The sequence below is a fragment of the Vreelandella stevensii S18214 genome (assembly GCF_000275725.1).
Lineage (GTDB): Bacteria > Pseudomonadota > Gammaproteobacteria > Pseudomonadales > Halomonadaceae > Vreelandella > Vreelandella stevensii.
This window is the reverse complement of sequence record NZ_AJTS01000010.1, coordinates 104,801-121,306: the sequence shown is the minus strand read 5'-3', so window position 1 is coordinate 121,306 and position 16,506 is coordinate 104,801. Positions and strand designations below refer to the sequence as shown.

General features: G+C 61.3%; 15 protein-coding genes. 2 read left to right on the top strand and 13 right to left on the bottom strand.

Annotated elements, in window-relative coordinates; all coding sequences use genetic code 11:
• Window positions 1–25 precede the first annotated feature (25 nt).
• On the bottom strand, window positions 26–679 hold the full coding sequence (locus HSS18214_RS0101015) for a LysE family translocator (RefSeq protein WP_016913458.1): 654 nt from the start codon (window positions 677–679) through the stop codon (window positions 26–28).
• Between the two features lie 140 nt (window positions 680–819).
• Between HSS18214_RS0101015 and HSS18214_RS0101010 the strand changes: the two genes are divergently transcribed.
• The gene (locus tag HSS18214_RS0101010) at window positions 820–1,023 is read left to right on the top strand and encodes a cold-shock protein (protein WP_016913457.1); all 204 of its coding nucleotides are present in this window, start codon (window positions 820–822) and stop codon (window positions 1,021–1,023) included.
• A 79-nt stretch (window positions 1,024–1,102) separates the two neighbouring features.
• Here the strand turns inward: HSS18214_RS0101010 and HSS18214_RS0101005 are convergent, their stop codons facing one another.
• The 4 genes from HSS18214_RS0101005 to HSS18214_RS0100990 form a co-directional block, all read right to left on the bottom strand.
• The gene (locus HSS18214_RS0101005; protein WP_016913456.1) at window positions 1,103–1,813 is read right to left on the bottom strand and encodes a hypothetical protein; all 711 of its coding nucleotides are present in this window, start codon (window positions 1,811–1,813) and stop codon (window positions 1,103–1,105) included.
• A gap of 49 nt (window positions 1,814–1,862) precedes the next feature.
• On the bottom strand, window positions 1,863–2,822 hold the full coding sequence (gene yegS, locus HSS18214_RS0101000; protein ID WP_016913455.1) for a lipid kinase YegS: 960 nt from the start codon (window positions 2,820–2,822) through the stop codon (window positions 1,863–1,865).
• A 40-nt stretch (window positions 2,823–2,862) separates the two neighbouring features.
• Complete coding sequence (gene pepN, locus HSS18214_RS0100995) at window positions 2,863–5,493, bottom strand: aminopeptidase N (protein WP_016913454.1); 2,631 nt, start codon at window positions 5,491–5,493, stop codon at window positions 2,863–2,865.
• Window positions 5,494–5,571: 78 nt separating this feature from the next.
• Window positions 5,572–6,057, bottom strand: coding sequence for a YajQ family cyclic di-GMP-binding protein (locus HSS18214_RS0100990; RefSeq protein ID WP_016913453.1), 486 nt, complete (start codon window positions 6,055–6,057; stop codon window positions 5,572–5,574).
• Window positions 6,058–6,187: 130 nt separating this feature from the next.
• Between HSS18214_RS0100990 and cobO the strand changes: the two genes are divergently transcribed.
• Window positions 6,188–6,787 carry a cob(I)yrinic acid a,c-diamide adenosyltransferase gene (gene cobO, locus HSS18214_RS0100985; RefSeq protein ID WP_016913452.1) on the top strand — a complete coding sequence of 200 codons (600 nt, stop codon included), beginning with the start codon at window positions 6,188–6,190 and terminating at the stop codon, window positions 6,785–6,787.
• Window positions 6,788–6,857: 70 nt separating this feature from the next.
• Here the strand turns inward: cobO and HSS18214_RS0100980 are convergent, their stop codons facing one another.
• The 8 genes from HSS18214_RS0100980 to mutL form a co-directional block, all read right to left on the bottom strand.
• The gene (locus tag HSS18214_RS0100980; RefSeq protein WP_016913451.1) at window positions 6,858–8,153 is read right to left on the bottom strand and encodes an adenylosuccinate synthase; all 1,296 of its coding nucleotides are present in this window, start codon (window positions 8,151–8,153) and stop codon (window positions 6,858–6,860) included.
• On the bottom strand, window positions 8,153–9,346 hold the full coding sequence (locus tag HSS18214_RS0100975; RefSeq protein ID WP_016913450.1) for an ATP phosphoribosyltransferase regulatory subunit: 1,194 nt from the start codon (window positions 9,344–9,346) through the stop codon (window positions 8,153–8,155). Before HSS18214_RS0100975 ends, HSS18214_RS0100980 begins: the two co-directional genes overlap by 1 nt.
• A gap of 195 nt (window positions 9,347–9,541) precedes the next feature.
• The gene (gene hflC, locus HSS18214_RS0100970; protein WP_016913449.1) at window positions 9,542–10,426 is read right to left on the bottom strand and encodes a protease modulator HflC; all 885 of its coding nucleotides are present in this window, start codon (window positions 10,424–10,426) and stop codon (window positions 9,542–9,544) included.
• Window positions 10,427–11,683: an FtsH protease activity modulator HflK gene (hflK, locus tag HSS18214_RS0100965; RefSeq protein ID WP_016913448.1), complete on the bottom strand. Its 1,257-nt coding sequence runs from the start codon at window positions 11,681–11,683 to the stop codon at window positions 10,427–10,429.
• A 137-nt stretch (window positions 11,684–11,820) separates the two neighbouring features.
• Window positions 11,821–13,131 (bottom strand): ribosome rescue GTPase HflX, encoded by a 1,311-nt coding sequence (gene hflX, locus HSS18214_RS0100960; RefSeq protein ID WP_016913447.1) that lies wholly within the window; start codon window positions 13,129–13,131, stop codon window positions 11,821–11,823.
• A 36-nt stretch (window positions 13,132–13,167) separates the two neighbouring features.
• Window positions 13,168–13,416, bottom strand: a complete 249-nt coding sequence (gene hfq / locus HSS18214_RS0100955) for an RNA chaperone Hfq (RefSeq protein WP_016913446.1) — start codon at window positions 13,414–13,416, stop codon at window positions 13,168–13,170.
• A gap of 161 nt (window positions 13,417–13,577) precedes the next feature.
• Entirely contained in the window at window positions 13,578–14,516 is a 939-nt protein-coding gene (miaA, locus tag HSS18214_RS0100950; protein WP_016913445.1) for a tRNA (adenosine(37)-N6)-dimethylallyltransferase MiaA, read from the bottom strand.
• 47 nt (window positions 14,517–14,563) lie between these two features.
• A complete protein-coding gene (mutL, locus tag HSS18214_RS0100945) occupies window positions 14,564–16,474 on the bottom strand; it encodes a DNA mismatch repair endonuclease MutL (protein WP_016913444.1) in 1,911 nt (636 codons plus the stop codon).
• Window positions 16,475–16,506: the final 32 nt, after the last annotated feature.

The following is a 16,506-nucleotide window of genomic DNA, read 5'->3' as shown; positions in this document are numbered from 1 at the left end:
GTCTCCGTTCCCCTCCCGCGCCCGGTCACACCGGGCGCTGCTCCAGCGCCAGCCGCAGCCCGAACATGACCAGCACTGCCCCGGTGGCCGCGTTCAGGGTTTGCGCAAAGCGCGCGCTGGCCAGCCATTTGCTGGCGCCCCCGACCATCAACACCACGCTGATCTGCCACACATTGGCAATCACGAAGTGAATGCTTGCCAGCCACAGCGACTTCAGCAGGGCGGGGTCGGTGGGCGCGATGAACTGCGGTAGGAAGGCCATGTAAAACACCACGGTCTTGGGGTTCAGCACGTTCGACAGCAACCCTTCCTTGATGGGCTGCCAGAGCGGGACAGGCGCAGCGTTCTGCATGACGCCTTTGACGGGCAGCGGCGTTCCTCTACGGGCGGCCATCAAACTGGAAACCCCCAGCCAGATCAGATAGGCCGCACCGGCCAGCTTGAGCGCATTGAATGCCCAAGCCGATTGCAGAAGAATCAGCGAAATGCCCAGTGCCGACACCGTTGCGTGCACGAAGAGGCCGCAGCAGATGGCCACGCTGGTGGCAATACCGTCGCGCAGGCCACCGCGTGCCGTATTGCGGATCACCAGCAGGGTGTCCACCCCAGGGCTGACAGAGAGCAGCGTGATAGCCACCAGAAACGGGATGAACTGCGCGTCGATCAAGGTAAAAGGCATGCGTATCAGGCTCGCAAAAGGCGTTGACGGGAAGGGTTTCGGGGCCACTGGACGGCCCGGCTATTTGCTTCTAAAGTGAATTTGGCGGGCAAACACCGTGAATGTCCGCCTAATCATCAAGCACGTTAAGGATATGAATGATGGCAACTGGTACTGTCAAGTGGTTCAACGATACGAAAGGTTACGGCTTCATCTCTCCCGATGACGGTGGTGACGATCTCTTTGCCCACTTCTCCGAAATTCAGGCTGAAGGCTTCAAGACCCTGCAGGATGGTCAAAAGGTCAGCTTCGAAGTGACTCAGGGTAAGAAAGGCCTTCAGGCATCCAACATTCGCCCGGTATGACCCAGGCCAATGTAGAAGGCCCGCTCCGGCGGGCCTTCTTTTATGCGCTGCCATGAAGCCAGCTTGATCAGAGGTAGTATCAGGGCGACGTGGTATCGTTGCCAGCGCCTGATGTCTCCAGCCGTTCCCGCTCCAGCTCTTCGAACTGCTCTTCCAGGCGGCGCTGGGCTTCTTCAAAACGGCGCTCGGTATCTTCGATCAGGGCATCCACGTCGGTGGCTTCCAGACCATCGTCCAGCGGCGCTCCCTCCGTAATGGCGCTGTCCGTTTCCCAGTCGCTCGATGAGGTCTCGCTCTCCATGGGCTCCAGCTCGGGACGCTGCTGCTCCACCTCCTGAAACTGCTCTTCGAGCTGGCGCTGGGCCTCTTCGAAGCGGCGCTCGGTTTCGGCGATCATGTCGTCTACGTCAGAACGCGTGGTTTCCCCCGGCATGGCACTGGCCTCGTCCAGAGCGTCGTCGGGGTCGGCCCCCAGCGTCTCTTCACCGGCCTGCAGCTCGCTGGCTTCCGGCACGCCGGGTTCTTGCTCATCGCCCTCGCGCATCGCTTCGGCGGCTTCCAACTGCTCCGCGGCCTGGCGTGCTTCAATATCGTCCTCGACCTCCTGCGGGTCCGGCACCTCGTCCTCCCCGTCGTCCTGCGCCGCCTCCGTGGTGGCAGCCCCCTCCTCCTCAGTCAGCGTGGCAGGGGTCTCTTCCGGGGAAACGTTGGCTTCTTCCTGGCTGTCGCCACAGGCACTGAGTAACAGCGCCATGCTGGCCAACACAGGCATCCAGAGTCGATTCACCATTGCGTATAGCTCCTTAAAACATCGTATTCAATGACTCAATTATGACCGGCTAGTGGCGTTCATTGGCCGACAACAGCGCACACCCTTCGGGTAGCAGCACCTTGAGCGCCAACGGCACCACTTCGGCCGTAAAGCGCTCGTAGCGCTTTGCTTCGCCATCCAGGGTCAGCGGCCAGGGGTCATCGTCCGGCCTGGTGGTCACGGTCAATTGGCTGGCCGTGAAGTAGCGCACGTAGCGGCCGTCCGGCGGAAAATGCTGCAGCTCGCCTAACAAGGCAGGCAGTTCCAGTACCGAACGGAAATCCTTGACCAGCAGGACATCCAGACGCCCATCGTCCAACCGGGCCCTGGGTGCCAATACCTGACCGCCCCCCGATTGACGCCCATTGCCCAGCGCCAGCAGCAGCAGCGAAGCGGCCTGTTCGCTGTCGGCCCAATGCAGCGTGCCGCGATAACTGCGGTGTCGCCATGCCTTGAGCGCGCCCATTAGCGAGTAGGCACCCCCGCCCAACATGCGTTTGAGGGTTTTCGGGGTCGAAGAGGTAATTTCGGCCCCAAAGCCCCCCGTCGTCATGTTGACGTAGTAGCTGATCGACTGCTCACCGTTGGCTTCCGCCGTCATGCGAATCACGTCGATGGGCGCCGCCGCGAGCGAGACAGCCGCTTGCAGAGCAGGCCCGGGCTCCAGGGGCAGCCCTACCGACGTGGCGAAATCATTGGCACTGCCCAGAGGCACGATACCCAGCGGGGGGCGGTGGTCATGGGGCAGGCGCATCAATCCATTGACCACCTCGTTGACCGTGCCATCACCGCCACAGGCCACCACGTGGGTCGCCCCCAAAGCCTCTGCGTCGGCCGCAAAGTCGGCGGCATCGCCCCCCTCCCAGGTCGCGCGTACGGTGATGGCAACCCCTGCCTTGCGCTGGGCGGTTACCGCCTCGCGCAGCTCAGGGTTGCCCGCTGATTTTCCGTTGATGATCAGTAGATAGTGCTTGTTCGGATCTGTCACTGGCGCGTTTCCTTTCCCTGGTTAAACCGCAAGAACGATCTTAAGCCAACGCTTTTTCGACCACTTCGTAGACGTTCGCCGAGAGCGGCTCCTGGCGAATGCGCATCAGTTCCTGGCGCATCAGCTGCTGGCGAGCCTCGTCAAAGCGCTGCCAGCGGGTCAACGGCGTGATCAGCCGTGCAGCAATTTCCGGGTTGAGTCGATTCAACTCGATCACCACATCGGCCAGCAAAGCATAGCCCTGCCCGTCCAGGCGATGGAAGTTCACCCGGTTCTGAGCAAATGCCCCCACCAGCGCACGCACCTTGTTGGGGTTCTTGATCGAGAAGGCCGGGTGCTGCATCAAGTAGCGTACCCGCTCCAGCACATCCGCCTGAGGCCGGGTAACCTGGATGGTAAACCACTGGTCCATGACCAGCGGGTCGTGGGCCCACTTTTCGCCAAACGTTTTCAGCGCAGGCGCCGCCAGGTCGTCACGGTCGCTGTGCGCCAGCAGCGTCAGGGCGTGCCGCACATCGGTCATGTTGTGTCCCGCCGTGAACTGCGCTTCGCACAGCGCCACGGCCTCGTCATCCTCGATCGACATCAGATAGGAGAGCGCCACGTTTTTGAGGCTGCGCTGGGCAATTTGTTCAGCCGAAGGTGCATAGGCCGCATCACTGAGATTATCCTGATAGACCGCCAGGAACTCCTCACGAAGGGCCAGTGCCAACGACTGGCGAACGAATTCTCGCGCCGCATGGATGGCATCCACATCGACGATCGGCTGCAGCTCGGCAATGTAGGCCTCGGAGGGCAGCGTCAGCATCTCGGCCAGCACGACCTTGTCCTGCATGGGGCCAGTCAACAGGGTTCTGAAAGCCTCCACCACGCGGCCGTCCATGACCTTTTCGACCCCGTTGCGATGAGCAGCGATCAGATCGTCCAGCGCCAGCATGGCTAGCCGCTGACCGGCATCCCAACGATTGAAGCCATCGCTGTCGTGGGTCAGCAAGAACGCCAGCTCTTCCCGTGAATAGGGGAAGTGCAGCTTCACCGGTGCCGAGAAATCGCGCAACAGCGAGGGTACTGGCGCTTCAGGAACGTCGGTGAACACAAACGTCTGCTCATCGTCGGTCAAGTGCACCACGGCATCCTTGCCCAGCGACTCGCCGTTCAGCGTCAGGGTCAGGTCATGGCCCGACTTGGTGCCGACCAACCCCATACGCACGGGGATGTGCAGCGGCTGCTTCACCGGCTGTCCGGGCGTCGCCGGGGTACGCTGGCGCAGCGTCAGGCGGTACACGGCATTGGCATAGTCGTATTCGCCGTTGGCGTCTATCTCGGGGGTGCCCGCCTGAGCGTACCAGCGCATGAACTGCTCCAGATCCAGCCCCGATACTTCGGCCATGCAGCCGACGAAGTCTTCGATAGTCACCGCCTGACCGTCGAAGCGCTCGAAGTAGCGGTCGGCACCGCGACGGAACGCCTCCCAGCCCAGCAGGTTGCGCAGCATCCGTACGATTTCAGCACCCTTTTCGTAAATGGTCAGGGTGTAGAAATTGGTGATTTCGATATAGTGGTCTGGGCGTACGGGGTGAGCCGTGGGGCCTGCATCTTCAGCAAACTGCGCCGTACGGAAAAACGACACGTCCTGAATACGCTTGACCGGCGCCGAGTTGACGTCCGCCGAGAAGCACTGGTCCCGGAAGACCGTGAAGCCCTCTTTCAGCGACAGCTGAAACCAGTCCCGACAGGTGACCCGGTTGCCCGACCAGTTGTGGAAGTATTCGTGGGCCACGATGCCTTCCACGTTCTGGAAAGCCGCATCGGTGGCGGTATCCGGGTGGGTCAACACGGCTGCCGAATTGAAGATGTTCAGCCCCTTGTTCTCCATGGCTCCCATGTTGAAATCGCTCACCGCCACGATCATGAACAGGTCCAGGTCATACTCACGCCCGTAGGTCTGCTCATCCCAGGCCATGGAGCGCTTCAGCGATGTCATGGCGTGATCGGTCTTGTTCAGGTTTTCCTGCTCCACCCACAGCTGAAGGGTCACGCGACGACCGCTCAGGGTCGTGAAGTGATCCTCGACCTTGTGCAGGTTGCCCGCTACCAGGGCAAACAGGTAGCAGGGTTTGGGATGCGGGTCTTCCCAAGTGACGAAGTGACGCCCGCCAGGCAGCTCGCCACGCTCGACGGGGTTGCCGTTGGCCAGCAGCACCGGCTCGCTTTCGGCATCGCCCACCACGGTGACCTTGTAAGTGGCCATGACGTCGGGGCGGTCAGGATAAAAGGTGATACGCCGAAACCCCTCGGCCTCGCACTGGGTACAGTACATGCCGTTGGATTGATAGAGCCCTTCCAGGGCGGTGTTGGTGCTGGGTGAAATCTCGACCTCACTCTCCAACACGAACGCCTCGGGCACCTCACCAATGGTGAGCTGGGTATCGCTCAACTGGTACTCGCTCTCTGCCAGCGAGCGACCGTCGAGCTCGAGCGAGCGCAGGGTCAAATGCTCGCCATTGAGCACTAGCGGCGCCTGCGGCGCGGCCTGGGCATGGCGCTCAATGGTCAAACGTGCCTTGACACGGGTCGCGGTGGGGTCAAGATCAAACGTCAGCTCGGTATGGGTGACCTGATAGTCGGGCGGCTGGTAGTCGCTTAAATAGACCGGCTGCGGATCAGACATGATTCGTGACTCCTGTGGGCAATAAAGTGAACGCGCCGTGGCAGCTTTCGGCTGCACGACGCGGCTATGCGGTTGTGATCAGTCGCGGAAATTATCGAACTGAAGCGGCAGGTCGGGCCCCTCTTCGCCGCGCAGCAGGGCCATCACGCTTTGCAGGTCGTCGCGCTTCTTGCCCGTCACGCGCACCTTTTCACCCTGAATCTGGGCCTGCACCTTGAGTTTGCTGGCCTTGATACGCTTGACGACGTCCTTGGCTTCGGCCTGGTCGAGCCCCTGCTTGAGCACTACATCCTGGCGAGCTTTCACTCCGGAAAGCACCGGGTCCTTGACGTCCATGCAGCGCGCATCGATACCCCGTGCGATCAGCCGACTGCGCATCACATCCAGCATCTGCTTGAGCTGGAAGTCGACTTCGGCTTCCAGCTGTACCTTGTCGCCTTCCAGCGCAAAACTGGCATCCACGCCTTTAAAATCAAAGCGCGACTGTACTTCGCGGTTCGCCTGATCCACCGCATTGGCGGCTTCGTGTTGATCGAACTCTGACACAATATCAAAAGATGGCATGACCTGTTTCCTATCGAGACATAGCCTCCTATTCTAGAGCAGCAAGGCACTCAGCGGCCAATTCTGTTACCCGAAGTTTTTACCCAGCGTAAATTCGACAGGGCACGACACCCCATCACGAGGAGATTCGATGAGCGATCGCGAGACGCGCCACAAGGCAGCCATGGAAAAACTCAAGGCCCACGTGGACGAGAAAGTCGCCAAGGCCACCGAGCAGCGTGGCCTGCTGCTGGTCAATACGGGCAACGGCAAAGGCAAGACCACGGCTGCCTGGGGCACCGTTACCCGGGCGCTGGGCTACGGCTATAAAGTCGGCGTCGTGCAGTTCATCAAGGGGCTATGGGAGTGTGGCGAGCGCAATCGCCTGGAAGAAGACCCGCACTTGAGCGTTGCCATCATGGCCACCGGCTTCACCTGGGATACCCAAAACCGCGAGGCCGACACCGCTGCCTGCCAGGCCGTATGGCAGCAGGCCGAGGCCATGCTGAGCGACCCCGACACCTACCTGGTGGTGCTCGATGAAATCACCTACATGCTCAAGTTCGGCTATCTCGACATCGCCACGGTCAAACAGGCCTTGGCCAATCGACCGAGGGAGCAAACCGTCATCATCACGGGGCGCAATGCCCATCGCGAGCTGGTGGCCATGGCCGACACGGTGACGGAAATGCAGGAGGTGCGTCACGCCTTCAATAACGGCCTGCAGGCGCGGCGCGGCATCGACTTTTGAGTGCGCGCCAGGGCTGCAAACAAAACGGGGCGACGTCACCGTCGCCCCGTTTGGCTGGCATCGGCAGGTATTAGCTGTCGAAGGGATTGCGCAGCACGATGGTTTCCACGCGGTCAGGGCCGGTAGAGATGATATCAATGCTGGTGCCTACCTGCTCTTCCAGGTAGCTGATGTAGGCACGAGCGTTGGCGGGCAGATCTTCGACCTTCCTGGCGCCCAGGGTCGACTCTTTCCAACCCGGCAGGTCGTGATAGACCGGCTCGATGGCTTCGTAGCCCTCTGAGTCCACCGGATTGTCGAGCACTTCGCCGTCCTTGCTGCGATAGCCGACACAGACGCGAATGTTCTCCAGGCCATCGAGCACGTCCAGCTTGGTCAAGCAGATACCCGAGACCGAGTTGATCTGCACGGCGTGGCGCAAGGCCACGGCGTCGAACCAGCCACAGCGACGCGGACGCCCGGTGGTAGCACCGAACTCATGGCCGCGCTCGGCCAGGTGGCGGCCGTGGTCGTCGAACAGCTCGGTGGGGAACGGGCCAGAGCCTACACGCGTGGTGTACGCCTTGGTGATACCCAGCACGTAATCCAGGTACAGCGGGCCCACGCCAGAGCCGGTGGCGGTACCACCGGCCGTGGTGTTGGAGCTGGTCACGTAGGGGTAGGTACCGTGGTCGATATCCAGCAGCGAGCCTTGAGCCCCTTCGAACAGAATGTTCTCACCGGCCTTGCGCAGGTCGTGGACCATGCTGACGGTATCGCTGACCATGGGGCGCAGCTCTTCGGCCATCTGCATGGCGCCATCGAGCACTTCCTGAAAATCCACCGCCGGTTCGCCGTGGTAATTCACCAGTACGAAGTTGTGGTAATCGAGGACTTCGCCCAGCTTGGAGGCAAAACGCTCGCGATGCAGCATATCGCCCAGGCGCAGGCCACGACGGGCGACCTTGTCTTCATAAGCCGGGCCGATGCCGCGACCGGTAGTGCCGATCTTGGCCACGCCACGGGCCTTTTCACGCGCCTGATCCAGGCGCACGTGGTACGGCAGGATCAACGGGCAGGCTGGTGACAGGCGCAGACGCTCACGCACCGGCACGCCCTTGGCTTCCAGCTCGCGAATCTCCTTGATCAAGGCTTCCGGAGAGAGCACGACGCCATTGCCGATGACGCAGGTCTTGCCCGGACGCAGCACGCCGGACGGAATCAGGTGAAGAACGGTTTTCTCACCATCAATGACCAGCGTATGGCCAGCATTGTGGCCACCTTGAAAGCGAACCACGGCAGAAGCGGACTCGGTCAACAGATCAACGATCTTGCCTTTGCCTTCATCGCCCCACTGAGTCCCCAGGACTACGACATTCTTACCCATTATGCACTCGTCTCTTGTGTCAGGGCCGCTGTCTGCCAACGGCCGTCGATAAACTCAAGACGGCGGTCACAGTTGTGCTCCGCCGGCCCAGTACGCTGCCCAGGCAGCGCTTGAATAACGCGTTCACCCTGCTCGCGCAGTGCCACGATGGCAGCATTGAGCGACTCATCCTGCTGGGCTGGCGCCCACACCGCTTTGCGGTCAGGAGACGCTGGCGCCAGGGAGGCCAGCTGTTTCAGATCCATCGAGAAGCCCGTCGCCGGGCGGGCACGCCCAAAGGCACGCCCAGTATCATCATAGCGCCCCCCTTTGGCCAATGCGTAGCCATAACCGGGAACGTAAGCCGCAAACATCATGCCGGTGTGGTACTGATAGCCACGCAGCTCGGCCAGGTCGAAGTACAGGGCCACGTCGAAACGCGCCAACACCCCTTTGTACAGCGCTTCCAGCTGATCCAACGCGGCATTGACCGGCGCCGGTGCGCCTGCAAACCGCTCACGCGCTTCGCTCAGCACCTCGGCATTGCCGTGCAGTTCGCCAAGCGCCATCAGCATCTCCGCCAATACCGGGTCCTTGACGCTGGCCGCCACTTGCTCGGCCAACTGCCCAGGCGATTTGAGCGCCAGCGCCTCGAACAGCGCACGCTCCTGCTCTTCGCTGAGCGCAGCGGCTTCGACCAGGCTGCGATAAATGCCGATATGCCCCAGCGCCAGGTGGATCTCACTGGCACCAGCGGCATGCAGGCTGGCAAGCGCCAGGTGAATGATTTCGCTGTCGGCTTCGAGCCCCGCATGACCAAACAACTCGACACCCACCTGAACGGGGCTGCGTCCCCCCTGATGCTGGTCGGCCTTGGCACGCAGCACGTTGGTGCAGTAGCACAGGCGTACCGGCCCTTGACGTTTCAGCGAGTGCGCATCCATTCGCGCCACCTGGGGCGTGACGTCTGCCGAGGCGCCCATCATGCGCCCCGTCAACTGGTCGGTCAGCTTGAAGGTTTGGAGGTCGAGGTCGGTGCCGGTACCCGTCAGCAGCGAGTCGAGAAACTCTACCGGTGGCGGCATTACCTGGTCATAGCCCCAGGCGTGATAAAGATCGAGTAGCGCACGGCGCAGCTCTTCCATGCGGCTTGCCTGAGGCGGCAGCACCTCATCCATGCCGTCAGGCAGTAGCCAGCGGTCAGCGATGGTCATGTGAACAATCCTGCGAGACGATGAAGGCCCGGCCGACGACACCAGGAGGGCACCTTGACCTGCCCGGCCTGATAACGCACGTGAAATGGGGCCACAAAAAAACCGGGCGACGCCCGGTTGATAAAGTCTACCACGTTTGGAGCCCAGTTGAACCCCGCCGGGCGCATCGCCCAGCGGGAAACCAGCATCCTTCGCTTACTCGTCGCTGGCCGGCATGGCGCTGCGCAGGTAGCGGAAGAAGTCGCTGTCTGGCTCCAGTACCAGCAGGTTGCCGTCGCCGGAGAAGCTCTGGCGATAGGCGTTCAGGCTACGCCAGAAGGCGAAGAATTCCTGATCCTGGCTGTAAGCCTGGGAGAAGATCGCGGCGGCTTCGGCATCCCCTTCACCACGCAGGGTCTCGGAACGCTCGTTGGCTTGCGCCAACAGAACCTGACGGCGGCGGTCGGCGTTGGCGCGAATACGCTCGGCCTCTTCCTGACCCTGGGCACGCCACTCGCGCGCTTCACGCTCACGTTCTGAGCGCATCCGCTCGAAGACGGCAGCGGATACGTCTTCCGGCAGGTCGATCCGCTTGATACGAATATCACGAATCGCCACGCCCAACTCTTCACGCATCAGCTCGTCGAGTTCGCCGGTGGGTCCGGTCATCAGGTCATCACGGCGCTCGGCAATGATTTCCTGAAGATTGAGACGACCGAACTCATTACGCAGGCTTTCGTCGACACGGGGCTGAATCAGGCGCACCGCCATCATCTCGTCACCCGCAGTGGCCTCGTAGTAACGGGTGGGGTTGACCACCTGCCACTTGACGTAGGAGTCGACGATGACCGCTTTCTGCTCGAGGGTCAGATAACGGCTGGTATCGGTATCGAGGGTCAACAGACGCACATCGAACTTGCGCACGGTCTGGGCAATCGGAATCTTGACGTGAAGCCCGGGCTGAATGTTCTCTTCGATGACTTCACCAAAGCGCAGCTTGACGGCACGCTCGGTCTCATCCACCACGTACAGGCTGTTGCTGGCCAGCCAGGCAACTGCGGCCAGGCCACCCACGATCAGCAGGGAACGGTTATTAATCATTTAGCGACCCTCCCTGCGAATGGACGAACTACTGGATGATGACGAAGCGCCACCCTGACTGGTACGCAGCGAATCGAGCACGCGCGGGTCGATGGCGTCACTGCTGTTACTGCTGCTGTCGCTGCTGCTGGAGCTGCTCGAACCGCTGCTGCTTCCACTGCGCATCTGATCCAGCGGCAGGTACATCAAGGGCGCATTGTCGCTGATATCCAGCAGCACCTTGGGCGTGTTCCCAAAGACTTCTTCGATGGCATCCAGGTACATACGCTCGCGCATCACTTCCGGTGAGTTCTGGTATTCGGTCAACAGCGCATTGAAGCGGTTGGCCTGACCCTGTGCTTCGGCAACGACCGATTCACGGTAACCCTGCCCCTGCTCTACCACGCGCTGAGCCTGACCTTGTGCAGCCGGGATGATCGCGTTGGCATAGGCCATACCTTCGTTGATGGTCCGCTGGCGATCTTCGCGGGCACGGATAACGTCATCGAAAGCATCGATCACTGGCGCGGGCGCCGAGGTGGATTCGATGTTGATGGTCTGCAGACGAATACCGGCACCATAGGCATCCAGATAGGTCTGCAGGCGGCTGGCCACCGAGCTACCGAGAATTTCACGACCCGAGGTCAGGATGTCGATCATGTCGGTGCCGCCCACCACGTGACGCAGAGCCGAGTCCAGCGCATTCTCGATGGAGAGTGCCGGATCGCGCACGTTCAGTACGAAATCACGCGGATTGGCCACCTGATACTGGGCAGAGATTTCGACTTCGACGATGTTTTCATCGCGAGTCAGCATCGACTGGGTCTGTGCAACGGAGCGAACGCGGGTGACGTTCACCATACGCACATCGTCGATCAGCGGCGGATTCCACTGCAGACCGGGACTAACGATGCCCTGGAACTCACCAAAACGCAGAACGACGCCACGCTCAGACTGATCGACCAGATAGAAACCGGACGCACCCCAAATGGCCAGCGCCACGATCAGCAGCAAGCCGGGCAGTGCAAACGAGTTGCGCGGCTTGCCGCCGCCCTTGTTGCCGCCGCTACCGCCACCGCTCTTCTTGCCGCCGCCCAGCATGCCGTTCAGCTTGTCTTGAAACTTCTTGAGCGCTTCATCAAGGTCGGGAGGCCCCTGGTTGTTACCGCCGTTCCCACCATTGCCTCCGCCGTTGTTACCGCCGTTATTGCTACCACGACGCCCCCCACTGCTCCAGGGGTCGTGCTGGTTGCCACCACCGGGCTCATTCCAGGCCATACTTCGTCTCCACTAAGGTGTTCACCTGCACCGTACCTTACGCTCAGGCAAGGCCGAGTGCTTTTGATATTATTGCTATATCAATCTTGTACCATACCCCCACAACACTGCACCATGGGCAGCTGGCACTTGAAGGGCTACCATTCGTCAGATTCGCGTAATGCTTCTGGTAAATAGGTATTGGCGCGCTCGCCCAGCTGGGCCATCAGCTGATTGAAATCACGCCGCGGCAGGCGCACGTCCAGTACGGAACGCCCCTGCTCGTCGAAACTCTCTTCGCGTACGGCATTCAGCTCGTGTAGGCCAGCGCGCAGCCTGCCCTGCTCTGGCGCCAGGGTCAACGAGAAGCCGATCACGTCATTGGCCAGACGCTCTGACAGCGCCTCGTGCAGCAGCTCCAGACCCTGCCCCTGCTGAGCAGATAGCCATACCACGCTCGGCACGCCGTGACCGTCGTACTCGATGCGCGGCGCGCTATCCAGCTTGTCGATCTTGTTCATGACCTTGAGCACCGGCACGCCGTCAGCGCCGATCTCCTTGAGCACTTCGTCCACCTGCGCCACGTTCAGTTCGCGGTCCGGGTCAGCGGCATCGATCACGTGGACCAGCAGCGTGGCTTCGGAAGCCTCTTGCAGAGTCGCCTGAAACGCCTCCACCAGCTTGTGGGGAAGATGGCGAATGAAGCCTACGGTATCGGCCAGCACGACGGGGCCGACATCTTCTATTTCCAACCGTCTGAGCGTCGGGTCCAGCGTCGCGAACAGCTGGTCGGCGGCATACACCTCGGCGCTGGTCAGCGCGTTGAATAGCGTCGATTTACCCGCGTTGGTATACCCCACCAGCGATACGCTGTGGATCTCGGCCCTGGCTCGGGCGCGGCGATTCTGCTCACGCTGGCTGCGCACCTTGTCCAAACGCTTGTGGATGGACTTGATGCGGCCACGCAGCAATCGCCGGTCGGTCTCCAGCTGTGTTTCGCCAGGACCGCGCAAGCCAATGCCACCTTTTTGACGCTCAAGGTGGGTCCATCCGCGTATCAGGCGGGTGGACATGTATTCTAGCTGGGCAAGCTCGACTTGCAGCTTGCCCTCATGGGTTCGTGCCCGCTGAGCAAAAATATCGAGAATCAGCCCAGTGCGGTCCAACACACGGCACTTGAGTTCCTTCTCAAGATTACGCTGCTGGGAAGGGCTTAAACTGTGGTTGAAGATCACCAGTTCTGCTTCATGGGCTGCGAGCATTGCCCGCAGCTCCTCCAGCTTCCCGGTTCCGATGAAGGTTCGGGAATCGGGTCGCTGGCGGCTGGCTGTGAGCAATGTCGCGGGCTCTGCACCGGCAGAGCGCACAAGTTCCAGGAACTCACCCGGGTCTTCTCGTGCCTGTTCATCATAGAAATCTACGTGAACAAGGACTGCCGTTTCACCGGCTTCAGGGCGTTCAAAAAACAATCAATACCTCATGGACTCTCTTGCCATCCAGCCGTCTCAGATGTCAGCGTCGGCCGCTGAGGGATCCTGTGCTGGCAGGCGCACATTGCGCGAGGGCACGACGGTGGAAATGGCGTGTTTATAAACCATCTGACTGACGGTATTGCGCAACAAGATGACAAACTGGTCAAACGATTCAATCTGGCCCTGCAACTTAATGCCGTTTACCAGGAAAATAGAGACCGGAATGCGCTCCTTGCGCAAAATATTCAGGTACGGGTCTTGAAGGGACTGCCCTTTGGACATGTTGCTCTCCCTAAACTGTCGTTGGGGTTGGTTATCAAATGGCGCGCCCTACTGGTGCTGCGCCGCAATCTTGTTGCCCGAAAGGCCTAGTGTCGATTCGAGAGCCAGAGGCCACTCTAACACTCACTCTAAAACACTTGTTACGAAATCACTATCTTACGCTAAGCACCGCTTTCACGCACGAATTTCAGCAGCTTATCCAGCGCACCCGGCTGCTGCGTATCTATCCAGCGCAGTGCTGGCCAGCTACGCAGCCACGTCAGCTGCCGCTTGGCCAGTTGACGTGTAGCGATCACTCCCCGGGACACCAGCTCGTCCCGGTCATACTCACCATCCAGATATTCCCATACTTGACGGTAGCCAACACTTTTCATCGAGGGCAAGCCCGCATGGATATCTTTACGCTTTTTGAGGGCGGCGACCTCATCAATCAAGCCCTCATCCAGCATGGCGTCAAATCGCTGGGCAATACGCCGGTGCAATATCGAGCGATCGAGCGGCGACAAGGCTATCGACAGCAACCGCCAGGGAAAGGTTTCCGTTTCCTGTTCAGCCCACAGCTCGCTCATGGGCCTGCCGCTGGCATGGAACACTTCCAGAGCACGCATCAGCCGCTGCGGGTCGTTGGGATGAATGCGCGCCGCCGAGACCGGATCCACGCTGGCCAGTTCGCGATGCAGCGCTGCCAGCCCTTGCTCTGCCTGCATGGCCGCCAGCCGCTCACGAATGAGTGGGTCTGCGGCGGGCAGATTGGCCACCCCTTCCACCAGGCGTTTGAAGTAGAGCATGGTACCGCCCACCAACAGGGGGACTTTGCCTGCCGCGCTGATTTGCCGCATCTCGCGCAGCGCATCTTCACGAAAATCAGCGGCGGAATAGGGGTCTGCCGGGTCCCGCAGGTCGATCAGCCGATGAGGGGCGCGGGCCAGCTCGGCAGCACTCGGCTTGGCGCTGCCGACATCCATGCCACGGTACACCATGGCCGAATCGACGCTGATCAGTTCGTGCCCCAGGGTTTCGTGCAGCGCAATGGCCGCGTCGGTCTTGCCTGCCGCGGTAGGCCCCATCAAGAAAATCGCCAAAGGGCGCTGGTCAACCATCGGTCTGGCCTGCTTCACGGAATAGGTTCATAGGGGGTGTCTCAAGGCTACTGGCCACGCAAGAACAGACGATCGAGCGCCTTCATGTTCATTTGCGTCCAGGTGGGGCGACCATGGTTACACTGGTCGCTACGCTCGGTGCGCTCCATGTCGCGCAGCAGCGCATTCATTTCATCCAGAGTCAGGCGGCGATTGGCGCGCACGCTGCCATGGCAAGCCATGGTGGAGAGCAGCTCGTGAATGCGCGCCTCTACCTGATGGGTGCGGCCAAAGCGCGACAGCTCCTCCAGCATTTCGCGCACCAGTTCCTCGGGGTCTGCCTGCGCCAGCAGGGCTGGCAACTGGCGAACCAGCAGCGTTTCCGGCCCTGCCACGTCCAGCTCGATACCTAGCTGCGCAATGGCCTCGCGCTCGCTTTCGGCTGTCGCCACTTCGCTGCGGCTGGCGGCCAGCGACACCGGTACCAGCAGCGGCTGAGCATCGATCCCCTGCGCGGCAGACCACTGCTGTTTCATGCGCTCATAGACGATGCGCTCATGGGCCGCATGCATATCCACCAGCACCAGCCCCTGGGCGTTCTGAGCCAGAATATAAACACCATGCAGCTGACCCAGCGCGAACCCGAGCGGCGGCGCGGCCGTGGCATCCTCCTGGGGCATGACGGGCGGCGCCTCGCGCACCTGATGAGCTTCAGGCATCGTGGCCGTTGGCGGGCTGGGCTGAGGCGTCAGCAGCGTCTCTTCATGGTCGGGGTGAAGCGCCTGGTAACCCTGCATGAACCGCCGCACCCGCTCGGCTCCTGGGTGGCGACCCTCACTCTCCGCTAACGCCATGCCCTGCTGCTGCCAGCGTGGCGCCGGGGCCGCAGGCGGCTCGGCATCAGACGTAATCGACTCGGCTTGCGGGGCTTGGTCAACCTCGGGCTCGGCAACTTCACTGGGCCGAGACACTGCCAGGCAGTGATGCAGGCTGGAGTAGAGAAAATCGTGCACCATGCGCCCATCGCGAAAGCGCACTTCATGCTTGGTGGGGTGAACGTTGACGTCCACCACGTCCGGGTCCAGCTCCAGGTAGAGCACGAAGACCGGATGCCGACCGTTGTAGAGCACGTCTCGGTAGGCCTGACGCACCGCGTGGGCCACCAGCCGGTCGCGCACGACGCGCCCATTGACGAAGAAATACTGCTGGTCCGCCTGGGAGCGCGAGTGCGTCGGCAGACCCACCCAGCCACTGAGTCTTAGCCCCCCGGCTTCCCGCTCGATGTAGCGGGCATGCTCGATGAAGTTCTTGCCCAGCAGCGAAGCGATGCGCCGCTCTCGCGCGGCGGCGGTATCCCCGGGCGGCAGTTGATGCACCACTTTCTGATTATGGCGCAGCACCCAGCCAATATCGTAACGCGACAAGGCCTGGCGGCGGAACGCCTCTTCCACATGGGCGAACTCGGTCTTCTCGGTGCGCAGAAACTTGCGTCTGGCCGGCGTGTTGAAGAACAAATCACGCACCGCCACGCTGGTACCACGCGGGTGCGGCGCAGGCGTCACTCTGGCCTCCATGCCACGCCCTTCCGCCACCACCCGCCACCCTTGGCGAGGATCGTCTTCAGCATTGGATACCAGCTCCAGCCGGGAGACCGAGCTGATGGAGGCCAGCGCCTCCCCACGAAACCCCAGCGAACTGACACCTTCCAGATCTTCCAGGCTGGTGATCTTGCTGGTGGCATGACGCGCCAGGGCCAGCGGCAGGTCCTGCTCGCCGATACCGATGCCGTCGTCGCGGATCTTGATCAAGCGGGCGCCGCCCTGCTCGATATCCACCTCGATGCGCTGGCTGCCCGCATCGATGGCGTTTTCGATCAACTCCTTGGCCACCGACGAAGGCCGCTCGACTACTTCTCCGGCCGCAATCTGGTTCGCCAGACGGGGGTCCAGTACCTGTATCCGCCCAGCGGCAGAAGTCAATTCAGCCAACCTTCACCTCACCTGTTTCCGTT